The 19,139-nt window shown below is 36.2% G+C and carries 13 protein-coding genes; 4 read left to right on the top strand and 9 right to left on the bottom strand.

The annotated features are described in order from the left end of the window. Window positions 1-1,127 (bottom strand): CCA tRNA nucleotidyltransferase (locus ACTB0X_RS17720; RefSeq protein ID WP_463026394.1); only part of this gene is annotated, 1,127 nt, incomplete at its 3' end. Window positions 1,128-1,148: 21 nt separating this feature from the next. Further along, entirely contained in the window at window positions 1,149-1,715 is a 567-nt protein-coding gene (locus tag ACTB0X_RS17715) for an L-threonylcarbamoyladenylate synthase (protein ID WP_463026393.1), read from the bottom strand. Window positions 1,716-1,793: 78 nt separating this feature from the next. On the opposite strand from ACTB0X_RS17715, the gene ACTB0X_RS17710 reads away from it, so the two are divergent. Beyond that, window positions 1,794-2,426 (top strand): DUF4294 domain-containing protein, encoded by a 633-nt coding sequence (locus tag ACTB0X_RS17710; RefSeq protein WP_463026392.1) that lies wholly within the window; start codon window positions 1,794-1,796, stop codon window positions 2,424-2,426. On the opposite strand, the gene ACTB0X_RS17705 is transcribed toward ACTB0X_RS17710, so the two are convergent. The 5 genes from ACTB0X_RS17705 to ACTB0X_RS17685 form a co-directional block, all read right to left on the bottom strand. Continuing rightward, window positions 2,416-3,588: a THUMP domain-containing class I SAM-dependent RNA methyltransferase gene (locus tag ACTB0X_RS17705; RefSeq protein WP_463026391.1), complete on the bottom strand. Its 1,173-nt coding sequence runs from the start codon at window positions 3,586-3,588 to the stop codon at window positions 2,416-2,418. The genes ACTB0X_RS17710 and ACTB0X_RS17705 overlap by 11 nt on opposite strands. A gap of 82 nt (window positions 3,589-3,670) precedes the next feature. Beyond that, window positions 3,671-4,561, bottom strand: a complete 891-nt coding sequence (locus ACTB0X_RS17700) for a 3-hydroxybutyryl-CoA dehydrogenase (protein WP_463026390.1) — start codon at window positions 4,559-4,561, stop codon at window positions 3,671-3,673. A 68-nt stretch (window positions 4,562-4,629) separates the two neighbouring features. Beyond that, on the bottom strand, window positions 4,630-6,042 hold the full coding sequence (locus ACTB0X_RS17695; protein WP_463026389.1) for a sugar transferase: 1,413 nt from the start codon (window positions 6,040-6,042) through the stop codon (window positions 4,630-4,632). Next, on the bottom strand, window positions 6,042-6,896 hold the full coding sequence (locus tag ACTB0X_RS17690) for a hypothetical protein (RefSeq protein WP_463026388.1): 855 nt from the start codon (window positions 6,894-6,896) through the stop codon (window positions 6,042-6,044). The genes ACTB0X_RS17695 and ACTB0X_RS17690 overlap by 1 nt, the downstream gene beginning before the upstream one ends. Before the next feature lie 73 nt (window positions 6,897-6,969). Further along, a complete protein-coding gene (locus ACTB0X_RS17685) occupies window positions 6,970-7,959 on the bottom strand; it encodes a Gfo/Idh/MocA family protein (protein WP_463026387.1) in 990 nt (329 codons plus the stop codon). A 171-nt stretch (window positions 7,960-8,130) separates the two neighbouring features. Here ACTB0X_RS17685 and ACTB0X_RS17680 point away from each other — a divergent pair, with 171 nt between their 5' ends. Together ACTB0X_RS17680 and ACTB0X_RS17675 are read left to right on the top strand one after the other, a co-directional pair. Continuing rightward, window positions 8,131-8,778, top strand: coding sequence for a protein-L-isoaspartate(D-aspartate) O-methyltransferase (locus ACTB0X_RS17680; protein ID WP_463026386.1), 648 nt, complete (start codon window positions 8,131-8,133; stop codon window positions 8,776-8,778). 51 nt (window positions 8,779-8,829) lie between these two features. Continuing rightward, the gene (locus ACTB0X_RS17675) at window positions 8,830-9,570 is read left to right on the top strand and encodes a hypothetical protein (RefSeq protein WP_463026385.1); all 741 of its coding nucleotides are present in this window, start codon (window positions 8,830-8,832) and stop codon (window positions 9,568-9,570) included. 61 nt (window positions 9,571-9,631) lie between these two features. Here the strand turns inward: ACTB0X_RS17675 and ACTB0X_RS17670 are convergent, their stop codons facing one another. Both ACTB0X_RS17670 and ACTB0X_RS17665 read right to left on the bottom strand, forming a co-directional pair. Then, the gene (locus ACTB0X_RS17670) at window positions 9,632-10,015 is read right to left on the bottom strand and encodes a diacylglycerol kinase family protein (RefSeq protein WP_463026384.1); all 384 of its coding nucleotides are present in this window, start codon (window positions 10,013-10,015) and stop codon (window positions 9,632-9,634) included. Between the two features lie 97 nt (window positions 10,016-10,112). After that, window positions 10,113-10,559 (bottom strand): hypothetical protein, encoded by a 447-nt coding sequence (locus ACTB0X_RS17665; RefSeq protein WP_463026383.1) that lies wholly within the window; start codon window positions 10,557-10,559, stop codon window positions 10,113-10,115. 457 nt (window positions 10,560-11,016) lie between these two features. Here ACTB0X_RS17665 and ACTB0X_RS17660 point away from each other — a divergent pair, with 457 nt between their 5' ends. Further along, window positions 11,017-19,125 (top strand): hypothetical protein, encoded by an 8,109-nt coding sequence (locus ACTB0X_RS17660; protein WP_463026382.1) that lies wholly within the window; start codon window positions 11,017-11,019, stop codon window positions 19,123-19,125. Window positions 19,126-19,139 lie beyond the last annotated feature (14 nt).

Raw genomic sequence — 19,139 nt, 5'->3', positions numbered from 1 at the left:
ATCAAATCATCAATGTCATCACCTGCTTCAAAAAGTAATCGCCTAACGGCGGAATCAGAAACAATGTCTTTTACCAGTGAAATAGGGCGTAAATGCAGGCGCACCAACTTTTGGACGTACTTCATTTTAGCATCCAAAGGCAATTTTAATTTCTTAAAAATTCCGGGCACCATCTGTGCTCCTCTGTCTTCGTGCCCATGAAAGGTCCAACCTATGGTTTTTTCGAAACGCTTAGTAGGCGGTTTAGCGATGTCATGTAAAATAGCGGCCCATCGCAACCACAAATCATCTGTAAACTCACAAATATTATCCAGCACTTGTAAAGTGTGGTAGAAATTATCTTTATGTCCTTTTCCATCAATTACATCTACGCCATATAATTCTGCCATCAAGGGAAAAATAAGGTGCAGTAATTGAGAATCGAACAACAATTTAAATCCAACAGAAGGCACTGGAGAAAGAATAATTTTATTCAATTCATCTGTAATGCGTTCCTGTGAAACTATTTTTATGCGCTCCTTATTTTTTGTGATGGAGGCAAATGATATCGGATCAATTTCAAAATTCAATTGACTTGCAAAACGGATGGCGCGCATCATTCGCAAGGGATCATCAGAATAGGTGATATCTGGATCTAATGGTGTAGCTAGTCGCTTATTTTCAATATCTTCTAATCCACCAAAAGGATCAATAAGTTCGCCATATGTTGCTTTATTTAGACTTATTGCAAGGGCGTTGATGGTAAAGTCTCTTCTGTTTTGATCGTCTTCTAAAGTGCCATCTTCTACTATTGGTTTTCGGCTGTTCCGATTATAGCTTTCTTTTCTTGCCCCTACAAATTCGATTTCGTACCCTTCATAATGAAGCATTGCAGTTCCAAAATTTTTGAAAACACTCACTTTTGTTTTTGGACCGATTAACCCTGCAACTTTTGTCGCCAAATCGATTCCATTTCCAATAGCTACAACATCAATGTCTTTACTTGGGCGATTTAGAATTAGATCTCTAACGAATCCACCAATTACATAAGCATCAATTTGTAATTCAGTTGCAGCTTGGTAAATGATATTAAAAATAGGATGGGAGAGCTCTAAAGGTGTTTTCAAAAGTGTGCTAATTTTTTGCAAAATTACTGTTTTCTTAAGAGTTTACTTCCTTAAAATCTGAAATTCTCCATTCATTGATAACTTTATAATAGTAGATGGTTTATTTTTGGAATGATGATAGTTAGATAAGTTCACTTCATGATCCACAGACTTTTTGATTGACTCGCTTATTTGAGCATATTTTTCAGGAGCTGGTTCTCCGCTTTTATTTGCAGAAGTGCTAATGATGGGTTTTTTCAATTTCCGAATTAACGCAATGCAGAATTCATCTTTTACGATTCGTATGGCTATACTGCCATCTGCAGCAATTACTAGAGAAGGAAGCCCTTTAGCTTCTGGGTATACAATAGTTAATGGAGTTTCTGTTGCATCAATTAAATCCCAAGCAATGGCAGGAACATCTTTTAAATACCGATTGAGCATCGTTTCGTCAGAAACCAAAACGATCAAACTCTTCGATTCTTGGCGCTCTTTAATTTCGAAAATTCGTTTAACTGCAGTTTCATTGGTCGCATCACATCCTAAACCCCAAACCGTGTCGGTGGGGTATAAAATTGTCTTTCCTTCTATTAATGCATGGTAAGCCCTTTCTATTTCTTCTCGATCCATAATGCAAAGGTAAAAAATACTTTACAGGCATGATTTTAGTTGTGTATATAAAAGTTTAACTTTGGTACTACGCTATTTATGAAACCTATATTGCACCTTATATTTTTTGGAATATTAGCTTTGCCGATGACTAATCAAGTTCTTGGTCAAACAGATGATGGTCGAAAAGCATTGCCAGTAACCATTTCAAATGGAGATACTCTGCCTACGGTTAATATGGGGGCCGTATTTGTAATTGAAAAGAAAGTATTTAAATCCAAATCGGATCAACGAAAATATGATCGGTTGGAGCGATATGTGACTAAGGTATATCCTTATGCGAAGTTGGCTGGGGATTTATTGCAATCATACAACGATACCTTGGTAACCATAAAAAATGAAGTGAAGCGGAAAGCTTACATGAAAAAAGTGGAAGCGGAGTTAAAGACTCAATTCGAAGGGGAATTAAAGAAATTAACGGTCATGCAAGGCGTTATCTTAGTAAAACTCATTGATCGCGAAACAGGTGAATCCTCTTATGAATTAGTGAAGGAATTGAGGGGTTCCATGTCTGCTTTTTTATGGCAATCATTAGCCCGACTTTTTGGACAGAATTTAAAACTAAAATACGATCCAAACGGAGAAGATAGAGACATTGAGAACATTGTCATAATGCTAGAAAATGGGATTATTCCCTATGCTCCACGAGGGAGTGCTCAGGTTACTCCTTAATTTCTTCTTCTACTTTAGGTTCCTCTTTACTTCCTTTGTACAATGGGAAGTGATGGTATTTACATTCAATTGGCCCATTATTCAATCGCATTCTTTTCGCCGCCTTTAATCCGATTAATTTAAGGGCTTGAATATTCCCGCTCAAAATCCAGGCATCACATCCGTTGTAAACCTTTTTTAGTTGATCACCAAAGGCTTGATACAAGGAAACCATGTCTTCGTTGTTCCCAATACGTTCTCCATAAGGCGGATTCATCACGATGACACCTTCATGCATATTGGGATCGAATGTTAGAAAGTCTGCCTTAAAAAACTGCACATTTCTACTGATTCTAGCCCTTCTAGCATTGCTTCTTGCTATTTCTACCGCTTCTGCATCGATGTCACTTCCGTTGATTCTAAAATCTATTCGTTTGACTCTTGATTCTGCTCTATACTTTACAGATTCCCATAAGTCCGCATCGAAATCAAACCAAGTTTCAAAACCAAAATTTCGGTATCCACCTGCCGGCGTTTGGGTCGCAATTAAAGCAGCTTCTATTGCAATCGTACCTGATCCACACATAGGATCGTAAAAAGTAGAATTCTTGTCCCAATTGGTATTTAGAATCATTCCTGCTGCCAACACTTCAGATAATGGAGCGAAAGTTTGTTCCGTTTTATAGCCTCTTTTTGACAATGGAGTACTCGAACTGTCTAACGATACGGTACATTCATTATGAGCGATGTGGATATTAATTTTAACAGAAGGTTTAGCCACATCAATGGATGGTCGTTGCCCTGTTTTTTCTCTAAATTGATCTACAATCGCATCTTTCGTTTTTAAAGCGACATATTTAGAGTGTGTGAAAATGGTACCATAAGTGGTGGCGTCTACGGCAAAAGTTTTACTGTTGCTGATGTATTGTGACCAATCAATTTTTTGAATTTGTCGGTACAATTGATCTTCTGAATTTACAGTAAATGAGCGAATTGGTTTCAGCACTCTTAATCCGGTTCTTAATTCGTAATTGCAGCGATAGAGGTATTCTTGATTGCCATAAAACCGAACAGCACGCCCTAATTTTTCAGGAGTTCTAACCCCAATATCCAATAGTTCTTTTTCTAAAACTTCCTCTAAACCAAGCAAGGTAGTCACAACAATTTCAAAATGATCTTTCAAAGCAATGCTATTTTATGTGGTGCAAATTTCAACAAAAAAAGGAAGCCAAAGACTTCCTTTTTTAGGGCATTTGAAAATGCTACTATTTTTTAAATGAATCAGCTACAACTAATTCTTTTGTTCCATGGGTATAATTGTAAAAACCTTCTCCAGATTTTGCTCCTTTTTTGCCGGCCATCACCATGTTTACTAATAATGGACTTGGTGCATATTTTGGATTGCCAAAACCTTCGTACAATACATTAAGAATGGACAAACACACATCTAATCCAATAAAATCAGCCAATTGCAATGGACCCATAGGGTGAGCCATTCCCAACTTCATCACGGTATCAATTTCTTCAACTCCAGCTACGCCTTCATGCAAGGTGATAATGGCTTCGTTGATCATTGGCATTAGAATTCGGTTGGCAACAAATCCGGGATAATCATTTACTTCAACAGGAATTTTACCTAATTTTTTAGATAAATCCATGATCAAGTTAGTCACTTCATTTGAAGTAGCATACCCTCTAATGATTTCTACCAATTTCATAATCGGCACCGGATTCATAAAGTGCATCCCGATAACTTTATCAGGTCGATTCGTTGAAGCACCTATTTTAGTAATGGAGATAGAAGAGGTATTAGATGCTAAAATAACATGGTCTTCAGTTATTTCGCTTAAGTTTTTAAAAATTTGTAGCTTGATATCAACATTTTCAGTTGCTGCTTCTACTACTAAATCAACTCCTTTGACGCCTTCTTCAATTTTCGTAAAAGTAGAAATTTTACCTAAAGTCGTTTGTTTATCATTTTCAGTGATTCTCTCTTTAGCTACCATTCGGTCTAAATTTTTAGAGATGGTAGCCAATACTTTATCTAATGAATCTTGAGAAAGATCAATTAATGCAACTTCGTATCCGCTTTGAGCAAACGTGTGAGCAATTCCATTACCCATCGTTCCTGCGCCAATTACTGCAACTTTTTTCATGAAAATATGTGTTTTTAATGAGGGACAAAAATACGCTGTTGAGTGCTGAAATAAAAGTGGATGTTCGATTATTTTCCACTTCCTTTCAATACAATCATTACGGTGTAAATTAGAATCTTGAAATCAACAAGCAAGGACATATTTTCGATGTAAATGATATCAAATTTTAATCGTTCCACCATTTGGTCTACATTTTCTGCATAGCCATATTTTACTTGGCCCCATGAGGTAATCCCTGGTCGTACTTTCAATAGATGATTGTAATGAGTTGCTTTTTCGACTATTTTATCTATGAAAAATTGACGTTCAGGTCGAGGACCCACTAAACTCATATCACCGATTAGCACATTATAAAATTGAGGGATTTCATCCATCCGAGTTTTTCGCATAAAGATTCCAAACTTCGTAATCCGTGGATCATTTGTACTTGACAAAGCAGGACCTGCTTTCTCCGCATCGGTATACATAGATCTAAACTTAATGATGTTGAATGGTTTTCCATGCAGTCCAATTCGTTCCTGTCTAAAAAAGGCGGGTCCTTTTGATGTAGAAATCACAATCAGGGACACCACAAAATAGAGCGGAGAAAATAAGACTAAAACAAAAAGAGAAACAAAAATATCAATGAGTCGCTTTAAAGTCTGCTGCCAAGGCGGCATTATTTCTCGGTTGATAATAATCAGTGGAGCACCAAAAATAGAAGTCATTTTAACTGAACCAGAAAGTATATCGTACATGTCTGGAATCACTTTCACCAAAACATTTTGGCCTTCTAATTCACTAATAATTTTCTCTAGTCCTTGGTGTTCAGAAGACTCAATTGCTATAATGGCTTCTTCAATGTTGTGCTCAGCAATGATGGATTTTAAATTTTCTGAATTTCCTAAAAATGGGAGGTGGTCTTCGAGAAGGTATTTTTCATTCTTCTTAACTCGAACAAATCCCACGAATTTATTACCATAGGACTTTTTATTTCCTTCCATTTCATGGTAGAGGTTTATTGCTCTGGTATTGGCACCAATAATAATGGTATTAAATCCCATCTTCCTGGTTTGGATCCGATGAACAATATTTGTTGTAATTATTGTTCTAAAAAGAGAAGTTAAAAAGGTATGGAGAGAGAAAAAGTACAATAACGATAAGTAGTAATCTTTATAGGTATTTATTTCATCATCCAAAATAAATACAAAGAAAAGTAAGATGCAGCCTATGATAGAGATCAAAATAGTTTGCATTAAATCTTTCAAACGCGCTTTCCGGAATACATCAAAATAATAACCAGTAGCGGCATAAAGAATCAGCCAAAAAAGCGGAATAAAAAGGAGTCCAAGAAAAAAGTTTGAGTCGTAATCAAAAGGTTGTTGACCATACTTTAGCGGTTCGAGATAAATTTTACGAAATCTAAAGAAGAGGCCCCAAGCAAGCAGTGCGGCAACAAAATCGGCAATTAAATACTTAAAAATTTGTAAAGGTCTATTCATCAATAGTGTATTATTTTTACATTATCGATATAAAATTGAGCCTTCCCACTAAATGAAGTTGAAGATTTATTGTAGGCAAATAAGAAATTATAATTTTTTGCACCGCCTTTGGTTCCTGTTATGTCACTTAATTTGATGTATATTTTTGTCCACTCATCTTTAGGAGGAAGTGTATAATCAATGACGAAATTAAATTTATCATCGTAGTAAGCGCCTACATTTACAAAAATATTTCCCTTAAAATCGAGTTCCATATATATAGGAGAGCTATTGAATCTCGGAATATCAGAAATATAAGGCGTATAAAATTCAAATCGTCTTTGACTTTCGCCATCTAATATTATTCCACCGCAAGGGCCTTCAAAGGTGATTAATGAGTCTGTAATTCTCATTAGGTCGGAATCAGAATTATCTCCATTTTCGAATGAGATGGAGTTATCAAAATTTTCTACGAAAGTGTTAAATTTCGCAGCTTTTGTGTATTCAAGTACTGGACTTATGGTGTCAAATTCACCTCTAACGAGGTTAACTTCTGTTTCATAACGGGTATAGAAAGGATATTCTAATCGGGTAGAATAAATTCCATTTTGCTTAACCCCCCCACCAACTGTTACTTGAACTTTACCTTCATTTAAAATGGGAATAGTTGCTGGCAGATCATAAATTCCAATTAAATTATCATTTACAAAAACATAAGCATCACTAATTGCATGGCTCGCTGAGCCTTGGTTAACGTCTGTAATATTTAAATCAATGTTGTTAATTACAATATAAGAAGGAACCTCTGCCTCCTTGTCTTTACAACTAAATAAAAGAGAGGTAATTGTAAATAAAAATAGGATCTGTTTCAACATTCGTTGTCCGTACAAAATGATTAAAAAAGGCAAAAGTAACTGAATCAAACGCAATAAGTGACTAATTATTGCATCAAATTACAATTGACTCATTGGTCATCTTTAATTTGTCTATTATTTTGTGGGCAACATCCAATGCATAATACCCATCGTGGATACTTACTGGTGGAACTGTGTTGGTATTGATGGCATGAGCAAAAGCCGTTAACTCATCTTTTATTGCATTGTTAGGCTCTACAGAAGGCTTTTCAAAATAGATTTGTTTGCTTCCTTTTCCTTCACCCAAGTCTATGGTTACTGCCAATGGATCTGGTTCTCCAACAACATTACTCAATCTTACAATTTCGGCTTCTTTTTCTAAGAAATCGATGGAAATGTAGGCATCACGTTGAAAAACTCGTGTTTTTCTCATGTTTTTTAATGAAATTCTGCTTGCTGTTAAATTGGCAACACAACCATTGTCGAACTCAATTCTTGTATTGGTAATGTCAGGCGTATCACTAACTACTGCTACGCCGCTTGCACTAATTTTTTTGATGTTGCTTTTTACTAAACTTAAAATAATATCGATGTCGTGAATCATTAAATCCAAAACAACAGATACATCAGTACCTCGAGGATTAAACTGTGCTAGGCGATGACACTCAATAAACATGGGCTTGTCGCAATAAGGCTGAGCTGCAGTGAATGCAGGATTGAAGCGTTCAACATGTCCAACTTGTACTTGAACTCTAGCTTCTTCGGCTAAGCCTATCAAGTCTTTAGCTTCTTCTACTGTGGAAGTGATCGGTTTTTCAATAAAAACGTGTTTCGATTTTTTTAACGCTTTAACTGCACAGTCATAATGAGACAATGTTGGTGTTACTATGTCAATTGCATCACATGCGTCTATTAAATCATCTAAGTTTTCAAAAAATGGAACACCAATTTCTTCTGAAACTTTTTGGGACACTTCTTTATTTAAATCATAAAAACCTACCAATTCAAAGGCATCTATCTCTTTTAATAATCTTAAATGAATTTTTCCCAGATGTCCTGTTCCTAATACTCCAATCTTCAACATAGCCTGTTATTATTTTGTACAAAAATACTCCTAGTCTATCTACCATTCATCGAATGACCTTTTGGGTTTTCAACAATGAATATTTAATAATAACAATAGGAGGGTTGACCTTTTTGCGGGGTAAGTTTATGTAATTTGGTAAAATTAAATGGCCACACTTTTTGACAATTAATGGATACTTATCGACACAAAGGATTACGAAAAAAATTAGTAGAACAACTTCGAGAGAAGGGGATTACGGATGAAGATGTGCTTGAGGCGATCAATTCTATTCCAAGACATTTATTTTTAGACAATGCATTTGTCAACTTTGCATATCAAGATAAGGCGTTTCCAATTGGTGCAGGTCAAACAATATCTCAACCTTATACTGTTGCTTTTCAAACACAGTTATTAGAATTGCAGAAGGGTGATAAAGTGTTAGAAATTGGAACAGGATCGGCTTATCAAACGTGTGTTTTGGTAGAAATGAAAGCAAAGGTTTTTTCCATAGAGCGACAAAAGTTATTGTTTCAACGGGCGAAGGTAATCTTACCTAAGATGGGATATTCTGCGAAATTGTTTTTTGGTGATGGCTATAAAGGACAACCTGCCTTTGCTCCATTTGATAAAATAATTATCACTGCTGGTGCTCCTTATATCCCTGAAGATTTAAAAAATCAACTTAAGGTGGGCGGATTGATGGTTATCCCTGTAGGAGAAGGGGAATCTCAGATCATGCAGCGGTTGAGAAAAATAAGTGAGACGGAATATGAATACGAAGAGTATGGCGATTTTAAATTTGTTCCATTATTGCAGGACAAATCTTTCACCAATTAGGACAATAAATTTGTAAATCATAGGTTTAATAGTTTTTTAAAAGATAATTATATGAAAAAAGTAGCTTTCGTTTTATTTGCATTAATGGTTTCAATTTCAATGCTTCGTGCTCAAGAAGAAGAAACTTTTAAACCTGTTGAAGGGGATTGGGGTATTTTGTTAAACATCAATGGTCTGATTGATAACATTAAATTGTCAAATTCCACTTCACCAATAAATACCAGTTTAATAACTGGGAAATACTATTTGTCCGATACCAAGGTTTTGCGTGTGGATTTTGGGCCATCCATAAAAACTGTCAAAAACTCAAGAGAGGATAGTATTGGAGCTAATTTAAGAGTGATGGATTCTACTTATAAAAAGTCATCCATGTATTTAGCAGTGGGCCTAGAAAAACACTTTTCAGGTACTAAAAGACTGGATCCCTATATCGCAGGTCAGATTGGGCTGGGGTTTATTGGAAAAACTAAAATTGATCAAGAAACAAGTGAGATTAGTTCATTGGGTACAGATCGTGAAACCATAACTTATGAAAGAGATGGCGGTTTTGCTTTGGGTTTAATCGCTACGGCTGGATTTAATTATTTTATAGCTAAGAATTTTGCATTAGGTGCTGAATATTCTTTTGGTTATAGTTTCCTGAAAGATGGCGGAAATTTTAGTCGGGTGACCCGATCGGAACCAATCAGTGGATCGCCTTCTTCAATAGTAGAGAAGGGGAAAAGACAAGTAAATACGAATTCATTTGTAGCAGAAGGAAATGCTAGAATTCTTTTGTCCTATTATTTTTAAGAAAATTTAAATTTTAATGAAACAGATGAAGGCGGTAGTTTTACCGTCTTTTTTTTTTGACCTAAATGAACAACGAATAGATTTTTGGTAGAAATATTATTCCACCAACAATTGCAGCATAAAGGGCAGAAACAAGTACCGCAGCAGCGCCCAAATCTTTTATGTTCTTAATCGCTAAATGTCTTTCTGGAGAGATGAAATTCGAAATACCTTCTATAGCCGTATTCATTATCTCAGTGCACAGTACAAATGCAATTGCGAATAAAATACCAATCCATTCTAATTTTGATAAACTAAGAAACAAGCCAAGTACAATGGAGAGAAAAGCAGCCAAGAAATGAATCCTTGCATTGTGTTCTTGAATAAAAAAGGTGTTTAGCCCTTGAAAGGCAAATGTGAAACTCTTTAATCTTGATTGGATGGAAAATTTACTCGATTCTTGCATGGCGATTTATTTTTATGAAAAAAGGGCTAGCAGTTTTAAAACTGATAGCCCTTTTTTATATTGTAAACATTAATTTTTTAATGCTATTTTGTTGTTTTTAGAAGTCCAATTTAATTGCAGTACAAGATTTACCAGATACGACAACAGCGCCACTCCAATAAGTACTGTCATTGTCAGCAATAACTCTATATTCATAAGCAACAGAAGGGATATAACCCAAATCTTTTTTAGTAAATATTGTTCCTGCAGTATTACATTCTGGTTGAGATAGGTAAGATTGTGTAACAGGAGAAGTGCCTAAAAATGTACTGTCTAAATAATAGGATAATGTTGAAATTCTGTCCTTAACTAGTGAATCTGTGGTTAAAGAATCAAACCAGAAAACAACATCACCTTGATAATTGCAAGAACCATCATCTGAATCGGCATCAGGGTTAAAACGGCTACTTTTTGGATCTGTACAACCATATTGTTCTGAACAGCTACTAAGTGCAACTAGGGTTGAGAGAAAGAGTGTGGCAAGGGTAAATTTTAAAATTTTCATTTTTTTATTTCTAGTTTTCAGTTAATTACTAATTTTTACCATCTTTTTTATAGAATCGTAACGTTTCAAACTTACTCATATTTATTATTTATTTAGTCATATGAGGACTGGAAGCGATTCTTTTTTATAATTGGAATTATAATATAATCCTTGAAGTTGAAAAACCTTTGGGGATATTCTTTGTTTTTTGAGATTGTTTTTTGAATGTTTTGATAGAATTGTTATGCACGTATTATTGCGTGACATGTCTATTAATTTATAGAATAATACCATTTAGAGTAGTATTCTAGATGCAAAGTGAACCAATCTTATTCACAACTTTATGATTAATGTATTGTTTGTTAGCTGCTTATTTTTATTAAAACTTGCTTAAGCGGGTGATTTAATCAATTGAATAATGACATTTATTATTTTATATTTATCATCTAATAAAATACTTATACTACACTTATTTTAAATGACCAGATTAGTTAAAATCCTCTTATTATTCATTGTTTTAATTTTTTCTCAGAATACGATAGCTCAAAATAGATATTGGGTTTCAGGCGTGGCTGCTTCTTGGAGTGGTAACAATTGGTCGAGTACTTCTGGAGGAGCCGCCGATGGTATAGGACCACCAACAGCAGTTCAGAATGCACGTTTTGATGCAAATGGTTTAGGGAATTGCACAATAAATGTAGTGAATCCGTCTATTACAGATTTAACAATCAGCGGGTATACTAATACAATCGCATTAAATGGTAATGTGTTAAATGTAACTGGGACTTCTAGTTTAATTAGTGGAACTATAAACGGTACCGCTGGAGTAGATTCATTAAAAATAAATTCTAGTTCAAATACCACGTTTAATGGAACTGTTATGGGAGCCGTGGCATATGTGGAGTCGGCTAATATTTATTTAAATGGCTCGGTGTTTAATGCTAGGGCTTCTTTTAACAAAAATGGAGCAGGAAGTGTTTCAAACAATGGGGGGAATGTATTTAATGGTACAACTGTATTTACTCACAGTGGAGCCGGAGGGAACTGGGTATTTGCAAATTCGACAAGTGATGATTTCAATAATAGAGTAACCATTAACAACTCAGGAAATGGATCCATCTATATGGCACAAACAAGTGCAGGAAATACATTTGATGGGAATATTATTTTAAATTCTACAGGTGGGAATATATTTTTTGGTAATAATGGGGGGACATCTACCCTAGCAGCTACCTATTCAATTTCTATTGGCGGGGCAGGATATACGAATGCATTCTTGCGGTTAAGAAACTTCACACAAATTGGAGCTACTGCCCAGACTCTAACTTTAACAGGAAATTCAACGCTCGATTTTAATAATGCAAGCTGGGGAGGAAATGTACTATTCACTGCACCAAGTGTTCAGTTACTAAATTCTACTTTTTCTGGTACCACTACCTTGACAAAAAATGGGACTAGTAATGACATGACAACGGGAGGAAATACATTCGTTGGAAATGCCATTTTTAATTGCACTGGATCTGGTTATTTAGGTTTTGGCAATTCATTTCCTGATGTTTACAATGCAAATGTAACGCTGAACAATAGTGGTTCAAGTAATATGTATTTGGCTCATGGAAGTATTGGAAATACTATTGCGGGTAATTTAACCATCAATAATATAGCAACCGGTGCCAATGAGATCATTTACATTGCCAATCAAGTGGCGAGCTCTTTAAGTGTGACAGGAAATGTTGTATTAAATAATACTGGTACCGGAGATAATTGCCAGATAAATTTTGCTGACGATGGTGATATAACGATTGGAGGTAATTTAACTGTGTTGAATGCTTCTACCGGAAATGTTGGACAAATTCAACTTGCTGCTAACACTAATTCTTCTATTCAGGTAACAGGAAATACACTAATTACGAATAACGGAGTTGGTAATCTAAAACGAGTTTATATCGGGAACAATGGGGATTTGGAGTTTTTGGGAACCTTAACCGTGAATAACAACAGCACAGCAACTAACTCAGAAGTTTATATCAATCATTCTGCTAATTCAAATAATCTTTTTCAAGATAACATTACTGTAACTTCAACTAATTTAGTCAATGATGGAATTTTCTTTGGAAATGCTGGCGGTAGTGGAGTTTTGGCTAGTACAAAAACGATCACCATAGGTGGTGGCGGATTTATTGGGAGTCAGCTTTATTTTAGAAATTTTACGCAGACTGGTGCTACTGCTCACACATTAAATCCATCCAATACCAACACTAGTTTGGATATAGTGGATTGTAACTGGGGAGGCAATGTAAATTTTCAGGCAGCTCGAATTACAATTAGAGGGACGACTTTTTCAGGAACAACCGTTTTGACAAAAAAAGGCACTGGGGATGACCGATCAGCAGGTGGAAATACTTTTGTTGGAAATACAATCTTTAACAATGATGCTTTCAATTATTTCTTAATGGGTAATGGGAGTCCTGATATCCTCAATGGAAATTTGACGATTAATAATACTGGTTCTGGGAATATCTATTTTGCATACAACAGTGCAGGAAATTCCATTGGAGGAACTCTTACTGTAAATAACACTAATTCAGGAACAAGTAGTATCCTTATTTCAGATTTAGTAGGGTCAACATTAACCATTGGCGGTGCTACCACCATTAACAACAATGGAACAGGAGATAATTCAAGAGTTTATTTTGGAGATCAAGGGACTATTACTCAGAATGGAGATGTCATCATAAACAATACAGCTATTGGAACCGGTAGCATTGTTTCCATTGCAAATAATAATAATTCTGTAGCGGTAATAAATGGGAATGTAACAGTTAGTAATACCTCATTAAGCACCAACAGCGATATCTATATTGGAAATAACGGACTAGTGACTTTAAATGGAAATTTAACTGTTACTCAAGCTACGGCAGCTACAAATTCTAATTTGTATGTTGCAAGTGCCAATAGTTCTGCAGTTTCTATTTCAGGAAATACGTTGTATAATTTATCAGGAAGTGGAATTACAACTAGAGGTTATTTTGGAAATGGTGGTAATGTGACCTTTACTGGAACTGTTGAGGTCAATAACTCAAGTACAGCAAATAATTCTGAAGTATATTTTAATCATACTGCCACTTCAGCAAACATTTATAACGATAACATAATCATTACTGCAACCGACTTGACCACGGATGGAATTTATTTCGGTGTTTCTGGAGGTATGGGCACCTTAGCGAATACCAAAACAGTGAGTATTGGAGGTGCAGGATTTATAGGCAATAACTTATACTTTAGAAACTTCAATCAGGTAGGAGCATCACCACAAACACTATTGACTACAGGAAGTGCCTGTACTTTTAATATCTATGATTGCAATTGGGGAGGGAATGTAAATTTTCAAGCAGCCATTGTTTATACGAGAGGGACTGTGTATTCTGGAACTACTACTTTATCTAAAACTGGGAGCGGAAATGATGCTTCAATTGGTGGAAATACCTTTACAGGAAATACCATTTTGAATAATTCAGGAACTGGGTATTTTTTAATGGGAAATGGAAGTCCTGATGTGTTTTCTGCTGATTTAATTCTAAATAACACCGGAACCGATAATATGTATTTGGCACACAATAGTGCAGGAAATACGATTGCTGGTGACTTAGTAGTTAATAATAACGGAAATGGAAATAATGTCATTTATTTAAGCAACAATACTAGTTCGGATTTAATTATTAACGGTAAAACGAGGTTAATAAATACTGGTACAGGAACGAGTAGTAACATTTACTTTGGCAGTACTGGAGATGTTGAGCTGAATGATAGTTTGATTGTGATCAATTCAGTGACTGCAACCAATGGAGATATTTATCTCGCTAATTCAAGTAGTGCTTCAATAATAGTAAATGGAGAAACAACGATTCTGAATACTGAAACCGGAAATTCAAAACAAATCTATTGTGGGAATTCTGGAGATGTGACTTTTAATGGGAAAATAACCGTGTTGAATGAGAGTTCGGCAAACAATTCTCAAATATATTTTAACAATGCAAGTGATAGTGAAAATCAATACAATGAAGATATTGTAGTTGAATCAACTCATGCAGACTGTGATGGAGTTTATTTCGGTTCTGCTTCAGGAATTGGAACACTAGCTGCTACTAAAACAATTACTTTTGGTGCAGGAGGATTTATAGCAGGTAGCTTGGTACTTGATAATTTCACACAAGTAGGACCAACAGCTCAAACCTTGACTCTTACAGGAACATCAAATTTGGACATCGATGGAAGTAGTTGGGGAGGAAATGTAGATTTTACGGCACCAGGAATGTCTACCCAAAACTCAAGTTATGCAGGAACTGCTGATTTCGAAAAAACAGGTGCAAGCAATGAATTCTCAAGTGGAGGTAACACTTTTGCAGGAGATGTTTCCATCATTAATAGTGGGAGTGGCTATTGGCGACTTGGGAATACAACTTTTGATGTATTTTCAGGAAATGTATCGCTGAACAATACTGGAACCAGTCTTTTGTACTTTGCCTACAATGGACTAGGACATTCAGTAGCGGGAAACCTAGACATAACAAATTCTCCTTCTGATGTGGGTCACGTTTACGTCAATACAGGTGGAACGTCATCGTTATCTGTTGGAGGGAATGTAACAATAACGAACAATGCTAGTGGTCCAAATTGTGATGTACAATTTGCGGAAAATGGGCAGGTAACCGTTGCTGGAAACTTAGTGGCAACCAATTCGCCAATTGGTGATGTGGGTGAAATCTTTTTAGCAAACGGAACTGGTTCTTCATTAAGCATCGGAGGAACGACTACTTTAATCAATTCTGGAACAACTGTTACCAATCGAATTTATGCAGGTTCATCAGGAGATGTAACTTTTACCGGAGACCTAACCATTTCAAATACGAGTTCAGCCACCAATTCTCAGGTGTATTTAAACCACCAATCCAATAGTTCCAATAGCTATAATGGAAATATTACTTTAGAATCAACCCATATAGATGGTGATGGAATCTTATTTGGTAATAGTGGGGGAGCAGGAACTTTGGCGGCCACCAAAACCATTACTATTTCTGGAGGAGGATTTATTGGAGGAGATTTGTACTTTAGAAATTTCACGCAAGTGGGAGCAACGCCTCAATCATTGATTGCAACAGGAGTAACCAACTTTACGAATTACGGCTCCAATTGGGGAGGAAATGTCATCTTTTCCGCTCCAAGAATGTCGACTAGGGAAACAACTTATTCTGGAACCACTACTTTAACAAAAACTGGCGCAATTGATGACCAGTCAGCAGGTGGAAACACCTTTGTTGGGAATACTATTTTGAACGTGACTGGTACCGATTATTTATTGATGGCCAATGGAAATCCAGATACATTTGGTGCTAATTTAACGTTGAATAACTCAAGCACAGACAATATGTATCTGGCTTACAATAGTGCAGGTAATTCTATCGCAGGCAACTTGGTAGTGAACTGCACAGGGAATGGTAATAATTATAATTATATCAGCAGTACTTCCTCTACTACTTTATCGGTAGGAGGAAACATTACATTGAATAATTCTGGAACAGGAAATGTTTCAAATATTTATTTGGGGAGTTCGGGTTCAGTAAACTTGACTGGCAACCTAACTATTCTAAACAACCCAACTGGAAACAATGGGTACATCTATTTGGCTGATGGTGGATCTTCTGTAATTACCATTGGTGGAACTACAACAGTCACCAACTCCGGAACGGCGCAAAATACAAGAGCTTATCTAGGCGATAATGGAGCCGTTACATTCAATGATGATTTGACCATAGTCAATAGCAGCAATGCTACCAATTCACAGGTGTATTTGAATCAGAATGGTACTGGTAATAATGTTTACAACGGGAACATTGTAGTTTCAGCTACACACGCCAATAATGACGGTGTTTATTTTGGAAATAATGGCGGTTCAGGCGTTTTGGCAGCAACAAAGACCATTACAATTGGTGGAGGCGGTTTTATTGCCGGCGATTTATTCTTTAGAAATTTCACACAAATAGGCACAACTGCGCAGACATTGATTTTAACTGGTACAGCCAACTTTACGAATTACGGCTCCAATTGGGGAGGCAACGCCATTTTTACTGCACCACGAATGTCGACAAGAGAAACGGTATACTCTGGGACTACTACCTTAACCAAAAATGGAGCAGTTGACGATGCTACTTCAGGAGGAAATACCTTTATAGGAAATACAATTTTGAACAACAGTGGAAGTGGTTATTTCTTAATGGGAAATGGATCGTCTGATCAGTTTGCTGCAAATCTTATTCTGAATAATACTGGCTCACGGCATATATATTTGGCGCACAATAGTGCAGGAAATTCTATTGCAGGAAATTTGACAGTCACCAACAATGGAACAGCTACAAGTTACATTTATATAAGTACGAATAGTGTATCTACCCTTAGCATTGGTGGAAACACTACTATTAACAACAATGGCCCAGGAACTGATGTTAGAACTTATTTAGGACTTTCTGGTTCAGTGTTTTTAAGTGGACCTGCCAATTTGTTGAACCAACCTACAGGTAATGTGGGCTACCTATATGTTGCTGAAAATACTAGTTCTGCTGTTACTTTTAATAGTACGGTAACTTTAAATAATGCTGGTGGAGGTTCAGTAAAACGCATTTATTTTGGGAACAGTGGAGACGTTGTTTGTAATGGAAATCTTGCCATTACAAACGCTAGTTCTTCCACCAATTCAGAAGTTTATTTAAACAATGGCGGCAACAGTATTAATGTTTACAATGGAAATATCACTGTAGCTTCCACAAATGCCAATAGTGATGGAGTTTATTTTGGGAGTGCTTCAGGTGCAGGGATACTTGCCGCTTCAAGAACGATAACCATTGGTGCAGGAGGCTTTATTGCAGGAGATTTATACTTTAGAAACTTTACTCAAACGGGAGCAACTGCGCAATCATTGACTTTAACTGGAACTGCCAATACGACCCTTTATGCAAGCAATTGGGGTGGAAACTTCACTATTTCAAGTCCACGAATTACAACCAGAGAGACTATTTATAATGGAGTAACCACAATTACCAAAACTTCTAATGTAAATGATGACTCCTATGGAAGTAATGTCTTCAATCAGGCGGTGACTTTTAACCACAATGGAACCGATCGAATGCGACTTTCTAATAATTTTCCTGATGATTTTAATGGAAATGTGACTTACACTACCTCTAGTACTGGAACTTTGGAACCATCCTATAATGGAGTTTCTACCTATGCTCAAAACATTACATTTAATACTATTAATCCGATCACTTTAGGGGTGAGCACAGGAGTGGTGGAAATGAATGGAACCACTGCACAAAGCATCAATAGAGTAGGAGCTTCTGCCATTCCAGTTTTTAGACGATTTGCATTGAATAATGCGGTTGAAGAGGTAACATTGAATACACCAATTACTGGAAGCGTGCAATTGCAATTCAACCAAGGAAATTTAATTTCAACACCAACCAATTTTATGACTTTGTTGGACAATGTGACTGCTACCGGTGCATCCAACAATTCATATGCATATGGACCCATTGAGAAAATAGGAAACGATGCCTTCACATTTCCAGTTGGAGACAGTGGATTTTATAGACCAATTATTATTTCTGCTCCATCAAGTACTTCATCAGCTTTTAAAGCTGCATATGCCGAGGTAAATCCTGAGACAGCTGGATATTCAAGAAGCTCTAAGGGTGTCGGGATAGAACATGTAAGCTTGAGTGAATATTGGTTATTGGAAAGAACAGTTGGAACCAATAACGTTTTTGTAACCTTAACTTGGGGAGCTAATAGTGGAGGAGTGGATAATTTGAGTGAACTCAGAGTAGGTCATTTTAGCGGTGGAGTTTGGGCCAATGAAGGAAATGGGGGAACTTCAGGAGGATTTGCAACCGGTTCTATAGTTTCGGGTGCTGCAATTACTTCTTTCAGTCCATTTACTTTGGCTTCTACTACAACAAACAACCCATTGCCAATTGTGTTGAATTCTTTTGACGTTACTTTATTTAATTCAGATGTATCCATAGAATGGGAAACTCAAAGTGAAATCAACAACGACTATTTTACAGTAGAAAAATCAACTGATGGTATTCATTATGAATTCTTAACTCGAGTAGATGGAGCAGGAAATAGTGTGGAATCCATTCAATATTCTACCATAGATCCGAATCCTTATAGAGGAGTAAGTTATTACCGACTAAGACAAACGGACTTCAATGGTAAAGTGGAGGTGTTTGAACCGCAATCAGTGCAATATGGCGTTTCTAATTCAATCACTCAATCAAAAGTATATCCGAATCCTGTTAATCAAGGAGAAGCCTTAACTGTCGCGTTTTTGAGTGCAACTGCTGCGCCTTTGGAACTTTATTTATACAATGTGAATGGGGCATTGTTGAGTTTTGAAAAAGTGAGTGGAGTAGAAGGAGAAATGAACATTTCATTTGCAATTCCTTCTAATTTGGCGAAAGGACGATACACCTTGGAGTTGATTCAGAATGGCAATAGAATCGAAACCCAAACGATTTTGATCAAATAAAAAAGGAGATTGAA

It is taken from the genome of Acidiluteibacter sp. (assembly GCF_055129545.1).
This window is presented reverse-complemented; position numbering and strand designations above follow the sequence as displayed.